Annotated in this window: 21 protein-coding genes; 12 read left to right on the forward strand and 9 right to left on the reverse strand. The window is 58.2% G+C overall.

All coding sequences use genetic code 11. The features are described 5' to 3' along the window. Positions 1–48 precede the first annotated feature (48 nt). Together AC6I8I_RS23770 and AC6I8I_RS23775 are read left to right on the forward strand one after the other, a co-directional pair. Positions 49–1,185, forward strand: a complete 1,137-nt coding sequence (locus tag AC6I8I_RS23770; RefSeq protein WP_497828944.1) for an efflux RND transporter periplasmic adaptor subunit — start codon at positions 49–51, stop codon at positions 1,183–1,185. Continuing rightward, positions 1,182–4,226 (forward strand): efflux RND transporter permease subunit, encoded by a 3,045-nt coding sequence (locus tag AC6I8I_RS23775; RefSeq protein WP_497828945.1) that lies wholly within the window; start codon positions 1,182–1,184, stop codon positions 4,224–4,226. Before AC6I8I_RS23770 ends, AC6I8I_RS23775 begins: the two co-directional genes overlap by 4 nt. Before the next feature lie 52 nt (positions 4,227–4,278). Here AC6I8I_RS23775 and AC6I8I_RS23780 read toward each other — a convergent pair whose 3' ends face one another. Both AC6I8I_RS23780 and AC6I8I_RS23785 read right to left on the reverse strand, forming a co-directional pair. Then, positions 4,279–4,524, reverse strand: coding sequence for a hypothetical protein (locus AC6I8I_RS23780; protein ID WP_031378213.1), 246 nt, complete (start codon positions 4,522–4,524; stop codon positions 4,279–4,281). An 87-nt stretch (positions 4,525–4,611) separates the two neighbouring features. Next, positions 4,612–5,502 carry a LysR family transcriptional regulator gene (locus tag AC6I8I_RS23785; RefSeq protein ID WP_497828946.1) on the reverse strand — a complete coding sequence of 297 codons (891 nt, stop codon included), beginning with the start codon at positions 5,500–5,502 and terminating at the stop codon, positions 4,612–4,614. Between the two features lie 104 nt (positions 5,503–5,606). On the opposite strand from AC6I8I_RS23785, the gene budA reads away from it, so the two are divergent. From budA to AC6I8I_RS23815, 6 genes are all read left to right on the forward strand, one after another. Then, complete coding sequence (gene budA, locus AC6I8I_RS23790) at positions 5,607–6,389, forward strand: acetolactate decarboxylase (protein WP_069729936.1); 783 nt, start codon at positions 5,607–5,609, stop codon at positions 6,387–6,389. Positions 6,390–6,403: 14 nt separating this feature from the next. Beyond that, a complete protein-coding gene (gene alsS, locus AC6I8I_RS23795; RefSeq protein ID WP_497828947.1) occupies positions 6,404–8,083 on the forward strand; it encodes an acetolactate synthase AlsS in 1,680 nt (559 codons plus the stop codon). A gap of 23 nt (positions 8,084–8,106) precedes the next feature. Continuing rightward, entirely contained in the window at positions 8,107–8,880 is a 774-nt protein-coding gene (locus tag AC6I8I_RS23800) for a (S)-acetoin forming diacetyl reductase (protein WP_312760043.1), read from the forward strand. A 207-nt stretch (positions 8,881–9,087) separates the two neighbouring features. Next, positions 9,088–10,539, forward strand: coding sequence for a flagellin N-terminal helical domain-containing protein (locus tag AC6I8I_RS23805; RefSeq protein WP_312056242.1), 1,452 nt, complete (start codon positions 9,088–9,090; stop codon positions 10,537–10,539). Positions 10,540–10,895: 356 nt separating this feature from the next. Then, positions 10,896–12,209, forward strand: a complete 1,314-nt coding sequence (locus AC6I8I_RS23810; RefSeq protein ID WP_497821139.1) for a CitMHS family transporter — start codon at positions 10,896–10,898, stop codon at positions 12,207–12,209. 163 nt (positions 12,210–12,372) lie between these two features. Further along, positions 12,373–13,212 carry an MBL fold metallo-hydrolase gene (locus AC6I8I_RS23815; RefSeq protein WP_312056621.1) on the forward strand — a complete coding sequence of 280 codons (840 nt, stop codon included), beginning with the start codon at positions 12,373–12,375 and terminating at the stop codon, positions 13,210–13,212. Positions 13,213–13,317: 105 nt separating this feature from the next. Here the strand turns inward: AC6I8I_RS23815 and AC6I8I_RS23820 are convergent, their stop codons facing one another. The 6 genes from AC6I8I_RS23820 to AC6I8I_RS23845 all read right to left on the reverse strand — a co-directional run bounded on the left by AC6I8I_RS23820 (position 13,318) and on the right by AC6I8I_RS23845 (position 20,227). Next, positions 13,318–13,734, reverse strand: a complete 417-nt coding sequence (locus tag AC6I8I_RS23820) for a type II toxin-antitoxin system VapC family toxin (RefSeq protein WP_312056619.1) — start codon at positions 13,732–13,734, stop codon at positions 13,318–13,320. Beyond that, positions 13,731–13,961 (reverse strand): type II toxin-antitoxin system VapB family antitoxin, encoded by a 231-nt coding sequence (gene vapB / locus AC6I8I_RS23825; protein WP_159224163.1) that lies wholly within the window; start codon positions 13,959–13,961, stop codon positions 13,731–13,733. Before vapB ends, AC6I8I_RS23820 begins: the two co-directional genes overlap by 4 nt. Positions 13,962–14,389: 428 nt before the next feature. Next, positions 14,390–15,874: a YsnF/AvaK domain-containing protein gene (locus AC6I8I_RS23830; protein ID WP_497828948.1), complete on the reverse strand. Its 1,485-nt coding sequence runs from the start codon at positions 15,872–15,874 to the stop codon at positions 14,390–14,392. A gap of 283 nt (positions 15,875–16,157) precedes the next feature. Beyond that, positions 16,158–17,087: an alpha/beta fold hydrolase gene (locus tag AC6I8I_RS23835; RefSeq protein ID WP_497828949.1), complete on the reverse strand. Its 930-nt coding sequence runs from the start codon at positions 17,085–17,087 to the stop codon at positions 16,158–16,160. A gap of 63 nt (positions 17,088–17,150) precedes the next feature. Beyond that, positions 17,151–17,723, reverse strand: a complete 573-nt coding sequence (locus AC6I8I_RS23840) for a pyridoxamine 5'-phosphate oxidase family protein (protein ID WP_312056614.1) — start codon at positions 17,721–17,723, stop codon at positions 17,151–17,153. Between the two features lie 143 nt (positions 17,724–17,866). Then, complete coding sequence (locus tag AC6I8I_RS23845; protein ID WP_497828950.1) at positions 17,867–20,227, reverse strand: glucose/quinate/shikimate family membrane-bound PQQ-dependent dehydrogenase; 2,361 nt, start codon at positions 20,225–20,227, stop codon at positions 17,867–17,869. A 346-nt stretch (positions 20,228–20,573) separates the two neighbouring features. Here AC6I8I_RS23845 and AC6I8I_RS23850 point away from each other — a divergent pair, with 346 nt between their 5' ends. Both AC6I8I_RS23850 and AC6I8I_RS23855 read left to right on the forward strand, forming a co-directional pair. Continuing rightward, positions 20,574–21,119 carry a GNAT family N-acetyltransferase gene (locus AC6I8I_RS23850; RefSeq protein WP_312056612.1) on the forward strand — a complete coding sequence of 182 codons (546 nt, stop codon included), beginning with the start codon at positions 20,574–20,576 and terminating at the stop codon, positions 21,117–21,119. A gap of 60 nt (positions 21,120–21,179) precedes the next feature. Continuing rightward, complete coding sequence (locus tag AC6I8I_RS23855; protein ID WP_312056611.1) at positions 21,180–22,103, forward strand: GNAT family N-acetyltransferase; 924 nt, start codon at positions 21,180–21,182, stop codon at positions 22,101–22,103. A 10-nt stretch (positions 22,104–22,113) separates the two neighbouring features. Here AC6I8I_RS23855 and AC6I8I_RS23860 read toward each other — a convergent pair whose 3' ends face one another. Further along, complete coding sequence (locus AC6I8I_RS23860) at positions 22,114–22,359, reverse strand: hypothetical protein (RefSeq protein WP_312056610.1); 246 nt, start codon at positions 22,357–22,359, stop codon at positions 22,114–22,116. A gap of 231 nt (positions 22,360–22,590) precedes the next feature. Between AC6I8I_RS23860 and AC6I8I_RS23865 the strand changes: the two genes are divergently transcribed. Further along, positions 22,591–23,124, forward strand: a complete 534-nt coding sequence (locus AC6I8I_RS23865) for an SRPBCC family protein (RefSeq protein ID WP_312056609.1) — start codon at positions 22,591–22,593, stop codon at positions 23,122–23,124. Then, positions 23,125–24,291 carry a zinc-dependent alcohol dehydrogenase gene (locus AC6I8I_RS23870; protein WP_312056607.1) on the forward strand — a complete coding sequence of 389 codons (1,167 nt, stop codon included), beginning with the start codon at positions 23,125–23,127 and terminating at the stop codon, positions 24,289–24,291. Positions 24,292–24,359 lie beyond the last annotated feature (68 nt).

Consider the following 24,359-nt stretch of genomic DNA (forward strand, 5'->3'; position numbering starts at 1 on the left):
GGACACAAGCCGGGTTCAATGAGCACAACTCATTACAGGAACCCGGTTATGACAGACTTACTTCCGGATGCTGCCCGACAGCTGTGGCGTCATCTGCTCAATGTTCACATCTTTGCCCCGATAGTGTTGGTGTTGCTGGGCGTACTGATCATCACCGGCTGCCGTGATGATAATTCCGCCCCGCCCGCTGCCCCGCTGCGGCCGGTTAACACCGTGGTTGCGCCGCCCTTCAGCAATGATGCATCTGCCTCCCTGACCGGTGAGATCCACGCCCATCAGGAGGTGGCGCTGGCCTTCCGGCTCGACGGCCGCGTTATCCGCCGGACGGTCGAATTGGGTGACAGCGTCACAGCCGGTCAGCCGCTGGCCATGCTTGATGACAACCCGGCGCAAAACCAGTTGAGCAGCGCCCGGGCCGACCTGGACAGCGCCCGCGCCGCCGAACGTGTTGCCGCCCTCAATCTGCACCGGATGCGGTTGCTGATGCCAGGCGGTGCTATCGCCCGCAGCCAGCTGGACAGCGCGCAGGCGGACTTTCAGAGCGCCCAATCCCGTCGCCTCAGCAGTGAAGCAGCGCTGAAAAATGCCGAAGATCAGCTCAGCTGGACCCAGCTCAGGGCACCAGCCGCTGGCCGGATCACGGCCGTCAACGTTCAGCCAGGTCAGGTCGTCAGCGCCGGGCAAAGCGTGATGACGCTGGCGGCGGGCGACGCCCGCGATGCGGTGTTTGATCTGTCAGAGCCGGGTCTGCTGCGGCCTGACGACGCCACGCCGCTGAAGGTGACGCTGCTTGCCGACCCGCAGGTGCAGGTCAGCGGCCGGGTGCGTGACATCAGTCCGCAGGCCGATCCGCAGACCCGGACCTGGCGACTGCGGCTCAACCTGACTGACCCACCGCCCGCGATGGCGCTGGGTGCCACGGTGATGGTCAGCCTGCCCGATGGTCAGCCGCCGGTGATCGCCTTACCCGCCAGCACCCTGACCCGCGCCGGTGAAAAGCCGGCGCTGCTGGTGGTGGATCGCCCGACCCGGCGGTTGCAGCTGCGTCCGGTGGTACTGGCCCGCTTCACGGCGGATCAGATTTTCATCAGCGGCGGGATCGCGCCGGGTGACCAGGTAGTGACCGCCGGCGTCAGTACGCTGCAGCCGGGCGAACAGGTCGCGTTACAGCAGGAGCAGCCATGAAAGCGCAAAACGGCTTTAACCTGTCAGGCTGGGCGCTGGCGCATCAGCAGCTGGTGATCTTTTTCATGCTGCTGGTGATGGCGACAGGCGTTCTGAGCTATGAGCACCTGTCGCGTAACGAAGATCCAGCATTTACCGTCAAAACTGCGGTGATCTCCGCCCAATGGCCGGGCGCGGACGTGGACACTACCGTGCAGCTGGTCACCGACGTGCTGGAAAAAAAGGTGCAGGAGATCCCGTCACTGGACGCGGTTGAGAGCGAAACCCGGGCCGGGCAGACGGTGATTTATGTCAATCTGCGCGATGACACCTCACCTGCCGCGGTAGCAGGCATCTGGTATCAACTGCGTAAAAAAATGCAGGATATCGCGCCTTCGCTGCCGCAGGGCGTGCAGGGGCCTGCCGTCAACGATGAATTTGATGACACCTTCGGCACCATTTATGGTTTTACCGCCGAAGGCTTCACCTCGCGGGAGCTGCGCGATCGGGTCGATAATCTGCGGCGCAGTCTGGCCGATCTGCCGGACATCGGCAAAACCCGCTTACTCGGAGTACAGGAGCAGCAGGTGGTGATTGCCTTTTCTCCGCGCCGGCTGGATGGGATGGGGCTGGATTTACAACAGGTCAGCGATGCGCTCAGGTCGCAAAATGACGTAGTGCCTGCCGGCAGCCTGCGTACCGACCGCGAAAACATCGCGCTGCGGGTGAGCGGGACTCTGACCTCGGTCGCCAGCCTGCAGGCGGTGACGCTGCATATCGGCCAGCGTTTTATTCCGCTGACCGATCTGGCGACCATCAGCCTGCAATCCGCCGAGCCGCCAGCGCCAGAATTTCGGGTTAACGGCGTACCGGCCATAGGACTGGCTATTTCCATGGCCGCGACCGGCAATATGCTCGACTTTGGCCTGCAGCTGGATCGGCGGATGACCCGATTAGCCAGTCAGCTACCGCACGGCATTACCCTGACCCGGGTGGCCGATCAGTCTGCGGTGGTCAAAACGGCGGTCAGCGGCTTTGTCCGGGTGCTGGGCGAGGCGATTGTGATTGTGCTGGCCGTCTCGTTTGTGTCACTGGGGCTGCGGGCCGGTCTGGTGGTGGCCGCAGCGATCCCGCTGGTGCTGGCGATGACCTTCACCGGCATGCTGCTGGCGGGGATCGGGCTGCAACGCATTTCGCTCGGTGCGCTGATCATCGCGCTGGGACTGCTGGTGGATGACGCCATGATTACCGTGGAAGCGATGGTGGCGCGGCTGGAAGCGGGCGACAGCAAATGGCAGGCCGCCACCTATGCATTTAAAACCACCGCCTTCCCGATGCTGACCGGTACGCTGGTGATGATAGCCGGCTTCATTCCGGTCGGATTCGCCGCCTCCAGCGCGGGCGAGTATTGCTACTCACTGTTTGTGGTGATCGCCCTGGCCCTGCTCTGCTCGTGGGTGGTCGCCATTCTGTTTTCACCGCTGACCGGTAGCTGGCTGCTGTCAGCGGACAGCATCAAGGCACACCGGCCGCCGGGTATCCTGATGCGTGCCTACCACCGGCTGCTGGCGGCGATCCTGCAGCGACGGTTAATTACCCTCGGCGCAGCGCTGGCGGTATTAGCCGTCAGCCTTTACGCCACCACGTTTATGCAGGGAGAGTTTTTCCCGTCGTCCGATCGCCCCGAACTGCTGGTCAGCCTGACGCTACCCGCCAATGCCGCCCAGGCCGAAACCGCGCGCCGCACTGAACGGCTGGAACAGAGCCTCCATCACGATCCTGACGTCGCCAATTTTACCAGCTACATTGGCTCCGGTGCGGTGCGCTTTTATCTGCCGATGGATGTGCTGCTGGATAATGAAAATACCGCCCAGCTGGTGGTGGTAGCGAAAGATCTGGCGGCACGCGATCGGCTGCGTAAGCGGCTCGAACGCATACTGGCAAACAGCTTCAGCGACATCACCACCCGGGTTTCGCCGCTCGAACTCGGCCCGCCGGTCGGCTGGCCACTCAAATACCGCATTACCGGGCCGGATAATGCCCGGGTGCGGCAGGCTGCTGACCAGCTGGCGGCGGTGATTGCCCGCTCGCCGCTCACCCGCGAAGTCAATCTTACTGCCGGCGAACCGGAACGGGCGATCACTGTGGCGGTCAATCAGACCGCGGCCCGCGCGGTTGGGGTCTCATCTGACAGCATTGCCCGCGCGCTGAACACCGTGATGTCCGGCAGCGTGATCACCTCACTGCGCGACCGCAACCGGTTAATCGATGTAGTGCTGCGCGGCAATGATGCCGGTCGGCAGGATACGGCGGTGCTGGCCGGTCTGATGCTCACCACCGCCAGCGGGCAGAAAATCCCGCTGAGTCAGGTGGCAACTCTGCAGTGGGGCGTCGACGATCCGGTGATCTGGCGACGTCAGCGGCTGGCTTACATTACCGTGCAGACCGATATCGCGCCGGGCCAGCGTGCTGAAACGGTGTCAGCACAGCTCGCACCGCAGGTCGACGCGCTGCGTGCCACCCTGCCCACCGGATACGGTATTGAGGAAGGTGGCGTGGTGGCGGAATCGGACAAAGGTAACGGTTCGGTGTTCGCGCTGCTGCCGGTGACGATCTGCGCCATGCTGGTGCTGCTGATGATCCAGCTTCAGCGCTTTTCCAGCATGCTGCTGGCGCTCTGCATGGCACCGTTTGGCCTGCCGGGCATCGTGTTAGCCATGTTGCCGGCGGGCACCCCGCTGGGATTTGTGGCCCTGCTGGGGATTATCGCGCTGGCCGGTATTATCATCCGTAACGCGGTGATCATGATCAGTGAAGTGGATGCCAATAGCCGCGCCGGGCTGGCGGCTGATCGGGCGATCAGCCAGGCGGCACATCATCGCGTCCGGCCCATTCTGCTGACCGCCTGCGCCGCGATCCTCGGCATGATCCCCATCTCGCATCAGGTTTTCTGGGGCCCGATGGCGTTTGCGATTATTGGCGGACTGGTGAGCGGCACGCTGGTTACGCTGACGGTGCTGCCTGCCGCGCTGAGCCTGTTGATGAACCGAAAGCCGGGCTGATTCAGGCGCACGTGCCGATCCCGCCACGCAGCGGCGGGATCGGCCAGCAGGATTACTTCATCACTTCAACCAGAATCAGCGGGCACTTGCGGACCTTACAGGCCTGGCTGTAGGCCAGTGAGCAGACTGAGCAGAGATCGCGGATGTCAGATTGATACTCATACTCCATAAAATAGCGGAACCTGCCGCTGGCGGACGCTGTTCTCCAGAATCGCTGCGGCTCCAGAATCTCATCCAGTTGCCTGAATGTCAGGGCTGACGGGTTGTGAAACCCGACTCTTACGCGGTATGTAGTCATGGCTCGATTATTCGCAACCCGGACCCGCGTAGCCAGTCGGTTATTGTGTTCAGTTCAATAGCCTGCGCTTATCAACGCCGCTTCGCCTCAGACCGGTGGTTTTTCCGCCAGCATCGACAGCAAATGCAGCACCGCTTTTGACGGATGGTAGCGCCGCCAGGCGAATGCCACGTCGGTGAATAAGGTGTTATTTTCGATTTCGCAGAAGCAGATTTGGGGATTATCGACGCAGCGCATCGACTCCGGCACCAGCGCGATGCCGCATCCGGCACCGACCATCCCCAGTGAAGAGGTGATTTGCGGTGCCTGCTGAAAAGCCTGGCGCGAAAAGCCGGCCCGCAGGCAGGCGCTGACGATCAGTTCATACAGGCTGGGTGCAACCTCGCGCGGGAAGATCACCAGTGTTTCTTGCGCCAGTGCCGACAGCGCCACCGCCGGAGCCTGACTGAGTGGGTGCTGACGCGGCAGCGCGATCAGCATTTTCTCGGTGGAAATCACCCGCAGGTTAAACGCCTTGCTGCTCTCGCACGGCAGGCGGATAAACGCCGCATCCAGCAAGCCTTCCTGTAAATCCTGCATCAGCAGCGCCATGTTCTCTTCACGCGTCAGCAGCTCCATTGCCGGATAGCGCTCGGTGAACTGACGGATCAGCGCAAATATGCGCGGATTAAACGCCACCGAACTGGCAAACCCCAGCGACATCTGCCCACTGATCCCCCGGGCAATGCCTCGCGCATTTTCCAGCGCATGATCGGCCAGCTGGACAATCTGCTGTGCCTCTTCGAGGAAAGCTTCACCCGCTTCGGTAAGCTCAACCCCGCGCGTCAGCCGCTTCAGCAGCGGCGTCCCGATCTCCTGCTCCAGCCGCAGGATCTGCTGACTCAGCGGCGGCTGCGATATCCCGAGCATTTCAGCAGCCCGGGTGAAGTGAAGCGTCTGGGCGACGGCGACGAAATAACGCAGATGGCGAAGTTCCATATCAAAAACGTCTCAAAGTTAACAGGTTTTGCTATTGGACCCACCGACTGAATCGGTTCAACCTTAGGTTAACACGGCTTAACGGTTAACTGATGAGGCACCAAATGAGCAATTATGTAACTGATTGTTCCTGTGAGGATCAACTAAAGCATACCGTGCGAAAACTGGCACAGGATGCACCAGAAAGCGTTATCTATCAGACCTCACTGATGAGCGCCCTGCTGAGCGGCGTTTACGATGGCAGCACCCGGATTGCCGATCTGCTGCGCAAGGGGGATTTCGGTCTGGGCACCTTTAACCGGCTGGATGGCGAACTGATCGCCTTTGACAGCCAGGTTTATCAGCTGCATTCAGACGGCACGGCGCACCCTGCCGATCCGCAACAAAAAACCCCGTTTGCGGTAATGACTTTTTTCAAACCGCAGCATCTGTACGAATTTGAACGGCCGGTCTCACGTGAAGAGATTCACCGGGTGATCGACAGCGAAATCACTTCTGATAACCAGTTCTGCGCATTGCGGATCAGCGGACGCTTTAGCCGCGTCGAGACCCGCACCGTGCCCTGCCAGTGCCGCCCTTACCGTTCGATGCCGGAAGTGCTTGGCAATCAGCCGACCTTTACCTTCAGCCAGCGCGGCGGCGAGCTGATTGGCTTCCGCACGCCGCAGTATATGCAGGGCATCAACGTAGCGGGCTATCACGAACATTTCATTACTGACGATCGCGAAGGCGGCGGCCACATTCTCGATTATGCGCTGGAAAAAGGCACCCTGACCTTTGGCGCCATCAGCAAGCTGGTGGTTGATTTGCCGCAGGACAGCGATTTTCTTAATGCCAACCTGAATCCCGCCAATCTTGACGCCGCCATTCGTGCAGTTGAAAGCTAAACAGAGGAATGAAGATGAAAAACCCAACCGATAACACACTCTGGACCTGCGGTGCCGACCTGGTGGTGGCGCAACTTGAAGCACAGGGCGTGAGCCACGTGTTCGGTATTCCCGGCGCAAAAATCGATAAAGTTTTCGACTCGCTGCTGGATTCCCCGATTCAGACCATCCCGGTGCGCCATGAAGCCAATGCGGCCTTTATGGCGGCAGCGGTGGGCCGGCTGACCGGCAACGCTGGCGTCGCGCTGGTCACCTCCGGTCCCGGCTGTTCTAACCTGATCACCGGCATGGCAACCGCCACCAGCGAAGGCGATCCGGTGGTGGCGATTGGCGGTGCCGTGAAGCGTTCTGACAGCGCCAAGCAGGTGCACCAGAGCATGGACACCGTTTCGATGTTTCGTCCGGTCACCAAATATGCGGTTGAGGTAACCGATCCGGCCGCGCTGTCTGAATGTCTGTCGAATGCGTTTCGCCACGCCGAACATGGCCGCGGCGGCGGTGCGTTCATCAGCCTGCCACAGGATATCGTTGATCAGCCGGTCACCGGTAAGGCGCTCAGCAGCAAAGGCCGCCCGGTGCTCGGCGCAGCGCCTGATGCGATGATCGACACCGTCGGCCTGGCCATTGCCGCGGCGAAAAACCCGGTGATCCTGCTGGGCCTGATGGCGAGCCAGCCAGAAAACAGCGAGGCGATTCACCATCTGCTAAACAGCAGCCATATTCCGGTCACCAGCACCTATCAGGCGGCAGGCGCGGTCCGACAGGAACATTTCTCCCGCTTTGCCGGACGCGTCGGATTGTTCAACAACCAGGCGGGCGACCGGCTGCTGCAACAGGCCGATCTGATTATCACCATCGGTTATAGCCCGGTGGAATATGAACCGGCAATGTGGAACAGCGGCAACGCCACCCTGATCCATATTGACGTGATGCCCGCCGAAACCGACAACCGCTATCTGCCGGACGCCGAGCTGGTCGGGGATATCGCTGCCACATTGCGCAAACTGGCAAGCCGGATCACGGCACCGCTTCAGCTCAGCCCGGAAGCGGCCAGCGTGCTGGAAGATCGGCAACATCAGCGCAAATTACTGGCGATGCAGGGTGCCAGCCTTAATCAGTTTGCTCTGCACCCGTTACGCATCGTGCGCGCCATGCAGGACATCATTAACAGTGACGTCAGCCTGACCGTCGATATGGGCAGCTTCCACATCTGGATCGCCCGCTATCTCTACAGCTTCCGCGCCCGCCAGATCATGATCTCCAACGGTCAGCAGACCATGGGCGTGGCGCTGCCGTGGGCGATTGGTGCCTGGCTGGTCGACCCGCAGCGCAAAGTGGTGTCGGTATCGGGCGACGGCGGTTTCCTGCAGTCCAGCATGGAGCTGGAAACCGCGGTGCGGCTGAAAGCCAATATTCTGCACATTGTCTGGGTCGACAACGCCTACAACATGGTGGCGATGCAGGAAGAGAAAAAATACCAGCGCGTTTCCGGCGTAAATTTTGGCCCGGTCGATTTCAAAGTCTACGCCGAGGCGTTTGGTGCCGCCGGTTTTGCAGTCAACAGTGCGGCAGAACTTGAACCGACCCTGCGTAAAGCGATGGATGTTCAGGGCCCTGCCGTGGTGGCGGTTCCGGTCGATTATGCCGACAACCCTCTGCTGATGGGCCAGCTGCATCTGAGCCAGCTTCTTTAATTTCAACCTGAAAGGATATGATGATGAAAACCAACGTAGCGTTTGTGACCGGGGCAGGACAAGGCATTGGTGAAGCTATCGCCCTGCGGCTGGCCCGCGACGGTTTTGCCGTGGCGGTGGCCGATTTCAATCCTGAAACTGCCCGCCAGGTGGCAGAGAAGATCATTCAGAGTGGCGGTAAAGCGGTGGCGTTGAAAGTTGATGTCTCCCAGCGTGACCAGGTGATGCACGCCGTTGAGGAGGCTCGTCAGACGCTGGGCGGCTTTGACGTGATCGTTAATAATGCCGGCATCGCGCCCTCCACGCCGATCGCGGAGATCACCGAAGCGGTGGTGGATAAAGTCTACAACGTCAATGTGAAAGGGGTGATCTGGGGCATGCAGGCCGCCATCCAGGCGTTTGCCGCGGAAGGACACGGCGGTAAAATCATCAACGCCTGTTCACAGGCCGGTCATGTTGGTAATCCGGAACTGGCCGTTTACAGCTCCAGTAAGTTCGCGGTACGGGGCCTGACCCAGACAGCGGCGCGTGACCTGGCTCCGTCAGGCATCACGGTTAACGCCTACTGCCCCGGCATTGTCAGAACACCGATGTGGGATGAGATTGACCGGCAGATCTCCGATGCGGCCGGTCAGCCCGCCGGTTATGGCACCCGCGAGTTTGCCAAACGCATCACCCTTGGACGCCTCTCCGAGCCGGAAGATGTGGCGGCCTGTGTCGCCTACCTCGCCGGTCCCGACTCCGATTACATGACCGGACAGGCGTTACTGATTGACGGCGGCATGGTGTTTAACTGATAACCGCCTCACGCTTCCCCTGCTGCGCCCGCGCGCAGCAGGCTTTCCCCTCGCTGAATCGTTAAATTTTTTTATCAAAAAAGCCCACTGCCTTCAGCCACTTGCCCGTACGACCGCTATAACAGCCAGCATATGCGTCTTCGCAGGTTAAAGCTGCTAATCGTCATGCCGATAAAACACAGACCCTACTCCCTGTTCGAAGCGACTATGTTAACGATCAACCATAACGAAACCGCCGCATTTACGAACACTATGCGGTACAGCACTGAGTCAGTTCTGGGAAGAACGATTGAACGGTTATCATCAGGGATGCGGATAAACAGTGCCAGAGACGATGCAGCGGGCCAGGCGATTGCCAACCGCATGACGGCCAATATTGGTGCCGATAGTGTGGTCGCCCGCGGCCTGAACGATGCCATCAGCTATGCCCAGACGGCAGGCGGTGGCCTGGGCAGCATAGCGGACCTGTTGATACGGGCTAAAACGCTCTCTATCCAGGCCGCGACCGGTACGCTGTCGGATACCGACCGCCAAAGCATCAACGGCGAATACCAGCAGATTCTGGCCGGCATTAACGAGATTGCTGACCAGACGGAAATTTTCGGTAAATACCCGTTAGCCACCAACGATCCGGACCTGCCGCCAGCGCTGCTCGGCAACGTCCAGCCGATCAACACCAAATTCCCGGTGGCGGGCAAGAGCTATTCATTTACCTCCGGGGTGATCCCGCTGGCCTATATTCCGGCCGGCTCGACCGCCATCACCATCTCTATTGACTCACTGGGTCAGGATGATGACCTGCAGCTGTTTACCCGCGACGGTAAGCATCTGGCCGGCACCCCGATTGACGGCAGCGCGCCCGATTATACCTGGGTGAGTAAAGGCATCACCGATGACGCCACCGCGCAGTCTCGCCTGCTGACCAGTAACAACGGCTTCGCCAGCGGCGCGGCCTATGACGGTTCGCAGCTGCTGGAAGGCGGCGCCAGCTGGTCGCTGGCCGGCAGTAATAGCGGCAGTTATAACGGGATGAATATCACCTACAGTGGTGACGGCGATCGCTATGAAGATGTCGCCAGCGGCGATTTCAACAACGGTACCAACACCACCACCCGGCTGGAGCGCATTACGCTGGATACCGTCAGCGAAGACCTGATTGTGGTGGTGGTCGGCAATGGTTCGTTCACCAGCAACCTGACCTGGGGAAATCTGCCTGAGCCAAAATCGAATCCGGTTACCCCGCCGCATCAGAGCGAGCCATTAGAAGTGATCACCAGCGCCGACTACGGTCAGCCGATACAGTCTGATCATATTCCGGCCACGCCGTCCGATACCAAAGCGCTCGGGTTGAATAACACCACCTTACTGACTGCGGGCGATATCAGCAGCACCATGCTCGCACTGGACAGCGCGCTGGACAAAGTCAGCCGCTATCAGTCGACCTATGGCGCGAAGATAAACCGCTATGAGTCTAATCGCGCGGTGTTGTCTCAGCAGAGCGTGGATACCTCGGCGGCCCGCAGCCGGATTCAGGATGCTGACTATGCAGAAGAAGCCAGCCAGCTGGCGCGCAGTCAAATCCTCCAGCAGGGCCAGAATGCGGTGATGAAAATGGCGAATAAATCACCTGAATTGATCATGCAGTTGTTAGGCAGTTAATCCCGTTACTCTCTATTTTATAGCTGAGCTTGCCGGCTCAGCTATGCTGCGTTGCTCTCCGCTTTCGCAATAAAAACTCCCGCTACGTTGCCCGTTCTCTGGCCCTGAAAAGCCGGTGTATCGTGCGCCTCAGTTGATCGCAATCACACAAACTCGTTTAACAACCGTTTAATAACGATCGGGATCACTCTTTTTTGTTAAAAAAATGCTAAATCCTGATGCCTCATTATTATCATCTTTAGGTGCAGGGTTAATTAAAACAATCGGTTAATCATTATCGCGCTAAATATACCTTAAGTTTTTATCACACTATGTAACTTTTCTATTACTTTTTAGCCATGACGAGGGCCATTAATTTGCTGACCATACTGGGTTTTTCGATGGTAGTTTGCTTCATGTATCTGATCATGACCAAACGCATGTCAGCCTTGATTGCGCTGATCCTGATCCCGACCCTGTTTGCGCTGATCGGCGGCTTTTATCAGGGTCTGGGCACCATGATGCTGGACGGTGTCAAAACGCTGGCCCCGACCGGCGTGATGCTCACCTTCTCTATTCTCTATTTCGGGCTGATGATTGATGCCGGTCTGTTCGATCCGCTGGTGCGCTTTATCCTGAAAATCGTGCGCGGCGATCCGCTCAAGGTGCTGGTCGGCACCGCGGTGCTGACCTTACTGGTCTCACTGGATGGCGACAGCTCCACCACCTACATGATCGCTATCGCCGCCTTCTTACCGCTCTATCAGCGGCTTGGCATGAACGTGCTGGCGATGACCTGCCTGGTTAACCTCGCCAGCGGCATTATGAACCTGTCGCCGTGGGGCGGACCGACGGCGCGCGCTGCGGCGGCGCTGCGCATTGATGCGCTCGATATCTTCATTCCGATGCTGCCCGCGATGTTGATGGCCTGCATGAGCCTGGTGGCGATGGCGGTGCTGTTTGGCCTGCGTGAACGTAAGCGTTTAGGCGTAATGACCCTGAAAGATCATCATCTGGATAATATCGAACTGGGGCTCGGTGATGCCGAAGAGTGTGCCGCCAATCGCCGGCCGAAAATGTTCTGGCCTAATTTCTTTCTGACCACCGTACTACTGGTGTTGCTGGTGATTGGATTGATGCCGATCCAGATCCTGTTCATGCTGGCATTTGCGATCGCGGTGATGCTCAACTATCCATCGCTGGAAGAGCAGAAAGCGCGTATTGGTGCCCATGCCGGTAACGTGCTGGCAGTTACCGCGCTGATTTTTGCCGCCGGCGTGTTCACCGGCATTCTCTCCGGCACCGGCATGGTCGATGCGATGGCGAAGAGCCTGCTGGCGGTGATCCCGCACAGTTTCGGGCCTTATCTGGCGGTATTCACCGCGCTGGTCAGCCTGCCGTTTACCTTCTTCATGTCCAATGATGCGTTCTACTTCGGTATCCTGCCGGTTATCGCCCAGACCGCGGCCAGTTACGGCATTTCGGCAGAAGAGATCGCCCGCGCGTCGATCATCGGACAACCGTTCCACCTGCTCAGCCCGCTGGTGCCGTCGGTCTATCTGCTGGTCGGGCTGGCGAAGGTCGATATCGGCGATCATCAGCGCTTTGCGATTAAGTGGGGGATTCTGGTCAGCCTGGTGCTGATGGCTGGTGGTCTCCTCACCGGCGCATTCCCGCTGTTCCACCGTTAACTCTCTGCTTTGTGGCGGATAACCGGCAATTTTGCCCGGTTATCCGCTGCACCGCTCCGCCTACTGCGTCATCCCTTTCTACACTCTAAAGCCAGACAGACGTGCCACGCGCCAGGCTGGCCGGGCCGCGTCGTATCTTGTGTATTGAGCTTATGGAGGCCAGATGAAAATTCACCACCTCAACTGTGGCTGTATGTGCCCGCTAGGCGGCGCGCTCTATGATGGATTCAGCAAAGGCCTGACGGCCCAGCTGGTGTGCCACTGTCTGCTGATTGAGACCGACCGCGAAGGTCTGGTGCTGGTCGATACCGGGTTTGGCCGTCAGGATATGCGGGCACCCGGCAGCCGCCTGTCCGGTTTTTTCCGCGCCATGAACAACATTCAGCGCCGCGATGAGCTGACCGCACTGGCACAGATTACCGCGCTGGGCTTCAGGGCTGAGGATGTGCGCCACATTATTCTGACCCATCTCGATTTTGATCATGCTGGTGGTTTAACGGACTTCCCGCAGGCGCGCATTCATCTGCTTCAGCAGGAGGTTGATACCGCCCATCAGCGGCATAGCTGGCTGTCGCGTGAGCGCTACCGTCCCGGCCAATGGGGCGGGATCAGCAACTGGGAAACCTATCAGCCGCAGGGGGAAAAGTGGTTTGGCTTTGAGGCGGTGCACGGATTGCGCAATCTGCCGCCGGAGATTTTGCTGGTGCCGCTGGCGGGACATACGCCAGGCCATGCCGGTATCGCGATCCAGCAGCCCGATGGCTGGCTGCTGCACGGTGGCGACGCCTGGTTTTATCGCGGTGAGATGCGCCAGCCGACGCGCCACTGCACGCCGGGGCTGCGTTTTTATCAGTGGATGATGGCGATGGATAACGCGGCGCGCCGGCATAATCAGCAGCGACTGCGCGAACTTTCCTGCCAGCGTGGCGGCGAGATCACCTTTTTCTGCAGTCACGATGCGCGCGAACTGGATGCGTTGCGGGTTAACGCTCCGCTGCGCTAAGAGCAAACCAATTATTGTATTGATCAGGTTGGCCAGCAGACTGAGCCGGATAAAGCCCGCTATTTATCCACGGAGCGATTAAATAGCGGGCTGGAAAACCCATGCTTACTTCACCCAGTCTTCGAACACCAGGCCCGGTACCCGCTCAAACTCCCTGACATTATTGGTCACCAGAATGGCCCCTGCCGCAATCGCGTGTCCGGCAATGGCGGTATCGTTAGGGCCGATTGGCGTTCCGGCCGAAGCCAGTGCCGCTTTAATTTCCGCAGTGGCGTCCACCGCTGCCCGATCCCACGGCAGGATTGCATCAAGGCGGGCGCAGAAGGCATCAACCAGCTTTCCATGGCGCGGAGAAGCGTTTTTCCCGATCGCCCCGAAACGCATTTCGGCATAGGTAATCGCCGATACCACGATACGATGATTACGCAGCACCGCCTGCTCCAGACGTCTGATCACCGCTTCCGGCTGCTCGCGCATAATGAACGAACAGATGCAGGTGTCCAGCATGTAAGTCTTACTCATAAGTCAACGCGGCCTTCATCACTGATAACGTCTTCACGCTCTGTCATAAAGTCAGGGTCCGCTTTATCTTCCTGAATAAATGAGCCCCATGTTGGACGTACCGGGCGAAGAATGATGCTGTCGCCTTCACGGATGATCTCCAGTTCGCTCACCCCCTCAAAGTCCATATCACGCGGCAAACGGATGGCGCGATTATTGCCATTTTTAAATACTGATACGGTTCGCATGATTTTTCTCCCATAGAGTAAACGCTGTACAAAGCGAGTGCATCAATGCCAGCAAGCACCCCCAAGCATAGGTTAAGTATATGCAGATGCAAAGCATATGTATTGCTGGCTCACCTGCAGATTGCAGACACCACCGGAACGCTTTATTGGTAAGGGAAGAGTGGGCGCTGGCAGACAAGCCCTCTTTACGGCAAAGAACTGTCTGGAAATCAGATCAGCGGCTGCCGGAACATACAACAGCTCTAATAGCGATATTGAGCCTGCCAGCCTTGCTGAACGAGGCGCGAGGCCAGATGCTATCGCGGGGTAATTTTTGTCGTCATGCACAAACCGCACGCGTTGTGGGTTAACGCCCCGCTGCGCTAAGAGCAAAAAAATGCCCGTATTAACAATACGGGCAGTGAACTAAGCCGGATACAGCCGTCGTCTTATGGCTTTTTAAATTTGTCTTCAACCTTCTCTTTGGCTTCGGCAATTTTATCGCCTGCCTTCTCAATCACACCCTCTTTATGCGCCGGATCCCGGCCAGCCAGGCCACCTGGTGATGCTGCCGGACTGTCGTGACCGGTGCGGGCCTGCTGCGTAGCGTCGAGCAGCGGATCGGTGGCAGTCCGGTTGCCGGCAACGTTATCCGTGCTGGCACGATCGATATCCACTTCCTGACGACGGACCGAATCGTTGATAGTTTCGACCCGATCGCTCTGCTCTTTACGCAACACCACTTCTTCAATGATTTGCGCGGTTTTATTCACTACCGGTTGTTCATGGGTCTCTTCGACTTCGATGGTTTTTTCCGACCAGTCGACCTGATCCGGCGCGCCGGTTTCGCTCAGCGGACGACGGAAAATCTCCGCATGCTGCTCACGCAGCGACACGTTTTCTGACACCTGATCGGTGACCGTGTAGCGGCGTACCCGGGTTGAGCCTTCGCTGACCAGTCGTTTCCCGACCTCCAGTCGCTCTTCGGCCAGACGCAGCACGTCCTCTTCACTTTCATCACCGGTCAGTGCAGGACGCACGGTTGCGCTGTAGGATGGATTACCGGTGAGATTGCTGCCCGCTGTCGGTTGATTCAGTGATGCATCCGGTGCAGAGGTCAGGCCATCATCGGTAGCATAATCTTCTGACAAGGCAGCACTGTTTTCCGGCATCGCGGCGCTGCGCTCGGTCAGCTCTTCATGCGCATCGAGAATGCCCAGCGCCCGTGGCAGTTGATCTTCATCCGCGCGTAGCGATAGCACCACGCCGCCGGTACGCATCGCGTCTTCATAGACTTCTGCCTGATCTTCTTCCAGCGTATTGCCAAACAGACGCTGCCAGAAGCCAGGATGACGCGCTTCCTGACCTTCAGTACGCAGGCGCTCTCCGGAAATAATATCAATGTCATCGTCCAGGAAGCCCGCTTTGATCAGGTTGCGCTTTGCGCCTTCTGCCAGTGAGACATTGCTGAACATCGTTACGATTGTTTCACGCGCCATAGTTTTCTCCTCGGTGATGGGTTCAGACTGTTTTGGTTGCTGATGTCTGTCTATCTGAGCGTGCTGTTTTTTCAGGGTGACCACCTGTTCCAGCGGAACCTGGCTAACCACCTTGCGGATATGCAGTTCCTCTTTCAGCACCAGCCGGCGGATAATCTCAACTTCCTCTTCAACCACAGGAATGATGATCACGCCGTTTTCTTCGCGGATTTCCGGCATCGACGTCAGCCGTTCCGATTTAGGCACTCGCTCTATTTCGGCCGTCTGCTGCCTGAGTAACAGGGCGATTTTTTCTTCATGCTCCGTTACCCGCCGGGTAACCCGGACATGGCCGTCACTGACCTGCTGCTTCGAGACTTCAAGCTTTTCTTCCGCCAGCCTGAGTCGCTGGTCATTTTTTCCTGCCCGCGGCTTTTCAGGCGGTTGATCGTTCATGGTTAACCTGCCCGTAGTCCTGAGAAAGTTATGCTGGAAAAAGCGTGCAGAGAAATGATGGCTCTTTTTCCGGACCTGAAGCATAAGTGACTGCTTCACGGGAATTTAAAGCCTGGCACAAGCGAAGCTAAAAGATAGGAAATAGCGTAAAAAGATAGAAATATGAGGATAACGTGGCGCTAAAATACGTTAAGCGATGCGGCAGATAAAAAAACGCCAGCGCGGCGGCTGGCAGTGAATATGACATTTTAACGCTGGAGGGTGCCGGCTGTCGGGCTACAGGTTAATCAGTCTGATTTTCTCCGGTGGAGTTCAGGAAGGCCTGCAGTTCCGCCAGAAACGCTGACGGCACCTCTTCCTGCGGCGAATGGCCGCAGGGTAGCGCACGGCCTTGAATATGTGAGGCTTTGTCAGCCCAGGTTTGCGGCACGTCATACAGCTGACCGACCGTGCCCTGCTCTCCCCACAGTAACAGCAGCGGACAGCGGATTCGCTCTCCTGCGCTGGCAGCATCATCCTCTAAATCTATCGTCGCACTGGCGCGATAATCCTCACACACCGCGTGCACCATCGCCGGATGCTGATAACAGCGCAGGTAATCTTTCAGAACCGCTTCAGGCGTGGCATCCGCGACTTTGAGCTGCGCCCGGATATGCTGACGCAGGAAGAATTCGGTGTTTGATCCGATCAGCGTTTCCGGTAATGGCTCAGGCTGGATCAGGAAAAACCACCAGAAATAGCGGGTGGCGAATTCCCTGTCTGTCTGCTGGTACATGGTGGCTGTCGGTGCAATATCGATAAAGGTACAGGCGCTGACGCGATCCGGATAATCGAGCGCCAGCCGATGGCCTACCCTGGCTCCCCGATCGTGTCCGACAAAAGCAAAGCGCGGGTGGCCAAGCGCAGTCATCAGCAGCGCAATATCCTGCGCCATCGCCCGTTTTGAATAAGGCCGGTGCTGCGCATCGCTGGCCGGTTTATCACTGTCGCCATAGCCGCGCAGATCGGGCAGCACCACGGTGTAATGCTGCGCCAGCACTGGTGCCACCTTATGCCAGCAGAGGTGATTCTGCGGATGACCATGCAGCATCACCAGCGCCGGCCCGCTGCCGCCAGTGGCGACGCGCAGCGTGATGCCGTTATTCAGCGTGACATCCTGCAACTGAAAACCCTGAATAAACGGGGACTGGCCCCGATTGCTGATTAAACCCACCCTGACCTCGTCGTTTCAAAAAAGTCTGTTCAGTCAGTGTAGACCGGGATTAAACCCGTCTGCTCAGGGGGCGATCTGCTGACCACTGACCAACGCACCGTCAGTGGCGTAGATCAGCAGCGCCCGCTGATTGTTCTCCCGGTGTAGCTGATACCAGTCCAGCGCACTGACCCGCATCACCACTACGCCGAAATGCTGCCTGCCGGCATCGTCATCCACTGGGGGCACTGCAGCCTGCTCATCACTGTCTAACACCTCGCCCGGCGGGCCGCCGGTGTAGGTGCTGCGGGTCCGCGCCGGTAACCGGGACCACGCAGCATCCGCAATATCGCTCTCCCCGGCATACAGTCCGGCCTCTCCCTGCAGGCGCAACTGCAGCCGGGTCTGCAGGGCATATCCCAGCACCGTCACCTGCGGATTGGCGCTCATCTCCTGCCACTTCGGACTGCGGAGATCGGTATGAAAGGTCAGGGTGCGCAGGCGGCTATCAACCTGACGTAAAACCACGGTACGCGCCTGTGGCCGACTGGCGGCATCAACCGTACACAGCGTCAGAAAGCGGAATTCCGCCTGCGGATCGCCAGCAGCATCGACCAGTGTGGCCCAGGCAGAGGCATCAATCTGTTTCAGATCCATCGGTTTTGCTCTCTCAGTGAGAAGGGGGCCGGCTCAAGCGTAGCAATCAAGCCACGGCTTCACCTGTCAGCGCGCTAATGTCAGCAAAAAAAAGCCCCCGCAGGCGAGACCGACGGGGGCGTGATTTTACAGATTAACGCAGGTTACGGCAGCGCATAAGCGATAAGCGTATCGCCCATTTTAGTGCCGAACGAGCCGTGTCCACCGGCCATGATCACCACATATTGCTTACCGTTGACCGCATAGGTCATCGGCGTCGCCTGACCACCCGCCGGCAGTCGGGCCTGCCACAGCAGTTTGCCGTCACGCACACTGTAGGCGCGCAGGTAGTTATCCAGCGTTCCGGCCACAAAGAAGACATTGCCAGCGGTGGTCACCGGGCCGCCTAACATCGGCACGCCCATTTTGAACGGCAGCGGAACCGGCGCACTGTCGCGTACCGTACCGATGCGTTTCTTCCAGACAATCTGATGATTCTGCAGATTGATCGCCGAGACAAAGCCCCATGACGGCTGCAGGCACGGCAATCCTACTGGCGACAGGAACGGATTCAGCTCAACGCCATAAGGAACGCCATACATATGCTGTACACCAGATTCCGAACCGGAACCGGCGGCACCCGCCGCGCCAGGCTCAATCGGGTTGCCCGGACCGCGTGGTACCAGTCGCGAGATAAAGGGCATCGCCATCGGGTTCGCAATCGCAATCTGACGGTCGGTATCAACGGCAATACCGCCCCATTCGAACATGCCAAAATCACCCGGGAACACCAGCGTGCCCTGCTCTGAAGGCGGCGTAAACGGGCCTTCATATCGCAGGCGATGGAACATCACGCGGCACGCCAGCTGGTCGAACATCGTCGCGCCCCACATATCCTTGCCCTGCAGGTTCTGCTTCGGCCGGAAGGTAAGTTGCGAGAAAGGCTGGGTCGGGTTGAGATGATCGCCTTTTGCCGGTCCCTGCGGTACCGGGGTTTCCGGTGCAGGCACCACCGGCTGGCCGGTTTCACGGTTCAGCACAAAAATGTTGCCGGTTTTAGCCGGAACATACACCACCGGTACGCGCTTGCCGCTGCTATCGGTGATGTCCGCCAGGGTTGGCTGAGACGGCAGATCCATATCCCACAGGTCATGATGTACCGTCTGATAGAACCAGGCCAGCTTACCGGTCGAGGCGTGCAGCGCCAGCAGGCCGCTGGCATAACGCTCCTGTTCTGGCGTGCGATGACCACCCCAGATGTCTGGCGTCGAGACGCCCATCGGCAGATAAATAATGTCACGTTGAGCATCATACGCCGCCGGAGCCCAGGAGTTAGGCGAGTTGGCGCTGAAGGTTTCCCCTTCTGCGGGCAGCGCATTTGGATCTTTCGCGCCTGGATCAAACGCCCACACCAGCTTACCGCTGTCGATATCAAAACCGCGGATCACGCCAGACGGTTCACGGGTTGACAGGTTATCGGTGACCGAGCCCGCCACAATGACCACTTTGTCGGTGACAATCGGTGGTGAAGTCGGCTCATAACCGCCCGGATAGGCATTTGGCTGCTGATGTTGCAGATTCAGCTCACCGTGGCTGGCGAAGTTCTCGCAACGCTCACCAGAGGTGGCATCCAGCGCAATCAGACGACCGTCGTCCACCGGCAGGAAGATACGACGCGCGCAGTGGGCAGGCTGTGAAGCGCTACTCTGCTGCGCCGCCGGCATTTCGTGATAGGACACGCCACGACAGGTGATGTGCTGGAATGACGGATCGGATTTGAGCTTCGGATCAAAGCGCCATTTCTCTTTGCCGCTCACCGCGTCCAGCGCCAGCAGAATCTGGTGTGGCGTGCAGAGATAGAGCATGTTGCCCGCCTTCAGCGGCGTCACTTCATTGGTAATCTCACCCGGATCGTTAGCGGTTTTGACATCGCCGGTGTGATATTGCCAGGCCACCTGCAGGTTCTGCACGTTGTGCTCATTGATCTGCTTCAGCGGCGAGTAACGCACGCCTTCCTGCGTCCGGCCGTAGGCGGTCCAGTCTTCCGCCGGTACCGATGAAGCGGCTGGCGCAGCATCGGTCAGCGGCAGTTCGCCGTTTATCTCCTGCGGATCGTGCAGTGATGAGCCCACCAGCAGCGCTCCGTTAGCCAGTAAGGCGATAACCATCGCCGCCAGCGGTTTTTTACCGGCCGGGCCAAACTGACGATAGCTGAAAGGCAAAATCAGCCAGATCCCCAGCAGTACCCAGACGTCGAGTCGCGGCACCAGCGTCCAGTAGTCGCTGCCTGCTTCCTGCCACGCCCACAGCGCACTGGCGATCAGAATCGCGGCGTAGAGATAGAGCGCACTGCGCTTTCTGCGCCACAGCAGCACGCTAAAGCCCGCCATGGCCAGGCCGCTGATCAGGTAATACGCGCTACCGCCCAGCGATAGCAACCAGACACCGCCGATCAGCAGCCAGGCAGAGCAGGCGACAGAAAACAGCAGCGTTAACAAATTGAGTGTTCGGGATACCCGTGACATGTGTTTAACCTTGATAAAAAGCGAGAAATGTAAAGAAACATCAGTACAAGTGTAAACGCTATCACATACCATTTACATTGCCTTTTCGTGGCAGAGTGTAAATAAGTAGTGAATAATTGTTATATATCATATAATTATAATTAATTCGGATGAGTTAAAAAATTCGAACCGCTGCGCACCAATCAGCGTTTGATAAGAAAGTCGACGTAAGTGGAAGCGATACCACAATAACCGTCTTCAACGGTGCCCGGTTGGCTGGCGAGTTTGACTCCCGCTTCTGCAGCAGCTGTGTTAGCTTGCTGACATCAACATTTGTCCTGAAGATCGGCCTGCAAGGAGCGGCATAATGCAACCTGATGAGATCACTTCTGACCGGCTGCGTTACCGGCCACTGAGTCAGCAGGACTGGCCGTTTTATCTGGCGGTCAGTCAGGATCGGTCGGTGATGAAATACATCTCCGATCCACGCTCTGCCGACGAGATCAGAACCCAGTCGTTTGACGTTCGCTTACCCGCCTGGCATAAAGGATGTGATCACTGGCTTTGCCTGGTGATGGAAGAAAAAACCTCAGAATTGCCGACAGGATTCAGCGGATTTATCGATCGGGGTAACGGCATTGCCGAGTTTGGTTTTATTCTCGCCGCTGACTTTCACGGCAAAGGTTATGGTCGCGAGTCGCTGAATGCGCTGATCGGGTTTTGCTTTGACCAGCTGGCGTACCGCAAGCTGGTGGCGACCGTTACCGCAGGGAATATCGCCTCACGGAAGGCGTTACTCTCCGCCGGTTTCGTGCAGGAAGGCACCTTACGACAGAACTATTTTCTGGACGGTAAATGGCAGGATGACTGGCTGTTCGGTCTGCTGAAACAGGAGTACCCGAGCCGGCGCTGAGCCGTACCGTTTATTCAGCCCCGATGCTGAACCTGAGACGGGCAATAAGGTGGAATGGGTATGCTGGATTATATGGTGTCGCGCTACCAGAGCCTGCCGGTTTCACCGCACCGGCTCAGGAGCTGGCTGATTGACTGGCTGACGCAGCAGCAGGTGTGGTGCCGTGATGCCCGTTTCTCTGCCGCCTTTCCCTGGCGTGAAACCGGACTGCCACAACACTATTTCCTGCAGCGTGAACTTCACATTGACGGTCAGCGTTATCTCACCGGTCCCCGCTACCTCGGCGGCGATCTGGCCCAGCCGTTTATCGATGTCGTCGCGCTGGATGGACCGATTAACCAGCAGGTTGCCTGCGCCATTATGCAGGCGTGGCAGGCGCTGAACCCGCAAACGCTGCGCGTGCTGCTGCCCGCCGACCATCCTGCGATCGGCTTCACCGATCAACTGATCTTTCTTGGTCGCCCGGATTCACTTTCCGCCCCGACCGGGCAGGATGTTTCGCTGGTGACCGCCACCAGAAGGGATTATCCGGTCTGCCTGACCACCATCAATCGCGCCTATCGCGCCAGCTGGCGCGCCCTGCCGCAGCTGCGACATCTGCTGCTGGCAACCGATAAACGCGAACTGCGTAAGGATATCGCCCACGGCAACGTTTCGCTGATAGTCAGTCAGGGGCAGCTGGCTGGCTTGATCATTTGCGCACTGCGCCGCGTGGGGTTCATTGAGGGGATTCAGATTCTGGATGAGGTGATTTTGCCGGAATACCGCGGCCGCGGCCTGGCGGCGCGAGCCCAGCAGATGCTGTTGCAGCAGCTTGCTCAGCGTTACGGCGACAGCGTGCTGCTGACCGGCACTATCCTTCCCGGCAATACGCCTTCGCTGAAAAGTGCGGAAAATGCTCAACGGCGTTGCGCGCTAAAGTATCAGTTTTTCACGCCCGATGACTTGAGTGCGGGCCAGCAGGTGATGGCCGCTGACGGCTAAACGCCAGGCCTTACCACAGCGCCAGCTCGATTAATTTATCCTGAACGCTGTAAACCCGCTGTTTCAGACTCAGGCTCTCTTCGGCACTGATGCGCTTTGCATCAAACGCGCAGTTAATCTTTTCCAGCGCCATTTTGGTTTTGCTTTTCAGACCGATGTGCCAGTTTACCCGCGGGCACCCTGCCACCTGAGTTTCTAAACTCAGCACCAACTCGACCACACTTTTACCACCGGTAGAAGTTTCAGATGCAGACATATCTACCTCTATTTGCTGCTAAAACAGATGCCTCTTTGCTGCAGGCATTATACATAATCCCGCCGTCCGCAACGGGGTTTTCCTGCGCCGCGCACCGCGCTGTCCGATACATAACCTGCGGCCAGACCTGCCGTACCGCAACACTACGGCTTCGCTCGCAAAATTCCGCAGGCTGTTCTTAACTCATTTTCAGTGATTTCCGTTCGACTGAGCCTGCTATCGGAGGACCTTTTGGCCAAAAAATCTCAACCATCCGCCAGCGATAATACGCTTACGATCCGGCGCTGGATAACCGTCGGTCGTCCGGCGACCGAGCTTTTTTCGCTGTGGCTGGAGCCGAATACTCTGCCGCGTATTATGAGCCACTTTGCCACGGTGACGCCGGTCAATAAAAGCGATGCGCACTGGCAGATCGAAGGCCCGCTGGGTAAACACTACGGCTGGGAGAGCCGGATTGTCGAGGCCCAGCCGGGTGAAATCATTGCCTGGCGATCGCTGGAGGGTGCCGACATCCCTAACGAAGGCGAACTTCTGCTGCGCCCGGCGCCCGGCGAATGGGGCACTGAACTGGCGCTCACCCTGCGCTTCATCCCGCCGGGCGGCGCGCTGGGGAAAAAGGTGACCAAAGTGTTTGATCTGTTGCCGAAAGAGGTGGCCAGCAAAGCGCTGCATCGCTTTAAAAGCTTCGCCGAGACCGGAGAGATCGCCACGCTGGATGGTCAGCCTGCTGGCCGCCACGCCGAACGTCAGGATAAGGAGAAATAAATGCGCGCACTGTGCTGGAATGGCGTTAACGATTTGAGCGTTGAGACGGTGGCCGATCCGGGCCTGATAAATCCTCATGATGCGATTGTTCGCGTCAGGCTGACCACCACCTGCGGCTCCGATCTGCACGTAATTGATGGCCTGATCCCGAGTATGCGCGAAGGCGACATCCTCGGTCATGAATTCATGGGTGAGGTGGTCGACGTCGGCAGCGCCGTAAAAAATATTCGCCGCGGCGATCGGGTGGTAGTGCCCTCATTTATCTCCTGTGGTTCCTGCTGGTACTGCCAGCATCATTTACCTTCCTGTTGTGACAACACCAATCCGCAATGGGAGAAAGGAGAAGCCGTACTCGGTCATCCGACCGGCGGTATTTACGCCTACAGCCACGCCTTTGGCGGCTATGCCGGATCGCATGCAGAATATGTGCGCGTGCCGTTTGCCGACAATGATTGCTTCGTGGTGCCCGAGGGCGTGACCGATGAACAGGCGCTGTTTCTCTCTGATGCTGCCCCGACCGGTTACATGGGTGCCGATTTTTGTAATATCCACCCTGGCGACACGGTGGTGGTATGGGGCTGTGGCGGTGTCGGTCTGATGGCGCAGCAAAGTGCATGGCTGATGGGCGCTCATCAGGTGATTGGCATCGATCGCTATCCGGAACGGCTGGCAATGGCGCGCGATTATGCCGGCAGCCTGACGCTGGATTACACCCAGGTGGATATCAACGAAGCGTTACTGGAATTAACCGGTGGACGTGGCCCGGACAGCTGCATTGATGCGGTCGGTATGGAAGCCCGGGGCGAAGGATTGAGCCAGGTTTACGATAAAACCAAACAGATGCTGCATCTTGAAACCGATGTTGGCGCGGCACTGCGTCAGGCGCTGTACGTCTGCCGTAAAGGCGGCAACATTGCCATTCTCGGCGTTTACGGGGTGATGGATAAGTTTCCGTTAGGCCTGATGATCAACAAGAGCCTGACAATCCGTACCGCTCAGCAGCATGGACAACGTTATATGCACCGCCTGCTGGAACACGTGGCCCGCAATGAACTGAACCCGGCTTTTATGGCGACGCATCGCTTCCCGCTGGAACAGGCACCGCGGGGTTACGAGATGTTCAAACACAAAGAAGATGGTTGCGTCCGCGCTATCTTCGTCCCCTGACTGACTGCGCCGCCACGATCGGCGGCGTAGCCATTATCCTCAGCACATCACTGGCAGCCTGATGCTGA

The sequence above is a fragment of the Pantoea sp. X-Soil-YNGN-775 genome (assembly GCF_059730575.1).

Bases quoted from the DNA above. Each gene is read 5' to 3' on its own strand.
- AC6I8I_RS23770 (WP_497828944.1), top strand. From the start codon at position 49: ATGACAGACTTACTTCCGGATGCTGCCCGACAGCTGTGGCGTCATCTG.
- AC6I8I_RS23775 (WP_497828945.1), top strand. From the start codon at position 1,182: ATGAAAGCGCAAAACGGCTTTAACCTGTCAGGCTGGGCGCTGGCGCAT.
- AC6I8I_RS23780 (WP_031378213.1), bottom strand. From the start codon at position 4,524: ATGACTACATACCGCGTAAGAGTCGGGTTTCACAACCCGTCAGCCCTG.
- AC6I8I_RS23785 (WP_497828946.1), bottom strand. From the start codon at position 5,502: ATGGAACTTCGCCATCTGCGTTATTTCGTCGCCGTCGCCCAGACGCTT.
- budA (WP_069729936.1), top strand. From the start codon at position 5,607: ATGAGCAATTATGTAACTGATTGTTCCTGTGAGGATCAACTAAAGCAT.
- alsS (WP_497828947.1), top strand. From the start codon at position 6,404: ATGAAAAACCCAACCGATAACACACTCTGGACCTGCGGTGCCGACCTG.
- AC6I8I_RS23800 (WP_312760043.1), top strand. From the start codon at position 8,107: ATGAAAACCAACGTAGCGTTTGTGACCGGGGCAGGACAAGGCATTGGT.
- AC6I8I_RS23805 (WP_312056242.1), top strand. From the start codon at position 9,088: ATGTTAACGATCAACCATAACGAAACCGCCGCATTTACGAACACTATG.
- AC6I8I_RS23815 (WP_312056621.1), top strand. From the start codon at position 12,373: ATGAAAATTCACCACCTCAACTGTGGCTGTATGTGCCCGCTAGGCGGC.
- AC6I8I_RS23820 (WP_312056619.1), bottom strand. From the start codon at position 13,734: ATGAGTAAGACTTACATGCTGGACACCTGCATCTGTTCGTTCATTATG.
- vapB (WP_159224163.1), bottom strand. From the start codon at position 13,961: ATGCGAACCGTATCAGTATTTAAAAATGGCAATAATCGCGCCATCCGT.
- AC6I8I_RS23830 (WP_497828948.1), bottom strand. From the start codon at position 15,874: ATGAACGATCAACCGCCTGAAAAGCCGCGGGCAGGAAAAAATGACCAG.
- AC6I8I_RS23840 (WP_312056614.1), bottom strand. From the start codon at position 17,723: ATGGATCTGAAACAGATTGATGCCTCTGCCTGGGCCACACTGGTCGAT.
- AC6I8I_RS23845 (WP_497828950.1), bottom strand. From the start codon at position 20,227: ATGTCACGGGTATCCCGAACACTCAATTTGTTAACGCTGCTGTTTTCT.
- AC6I8I_RS23850 (WP_312056612.1), top strand. From the start codon at position 20,574: ATGCAACCTGATGAGATCACTTCTGACCGGCTGCGTTACCGGCCACTG.
- AC6I8I_RS23855 (WP_312056611.1), top strand. From the start codon at position 21,180: ATGCTGGATTATATGGTGTCGCGCTACCAGAGCCTGCCGGTTTCACCG.
- AC6I8I_RS23860 (WP_312056610.1), bottom strand. From the start codon at position 22,359: ATGTCTGCATCTGAAACTTCTACCGGTGGTAAAAGTGTGGTCGAGTTG.
- AC6I8I_RS23870 (WP_312056607.1), top strand. From the start codon at position 23,125: ATGCGCGCACTGTGCTGGAATGGCGTTAACGATTTGAGCGTTGAGACG.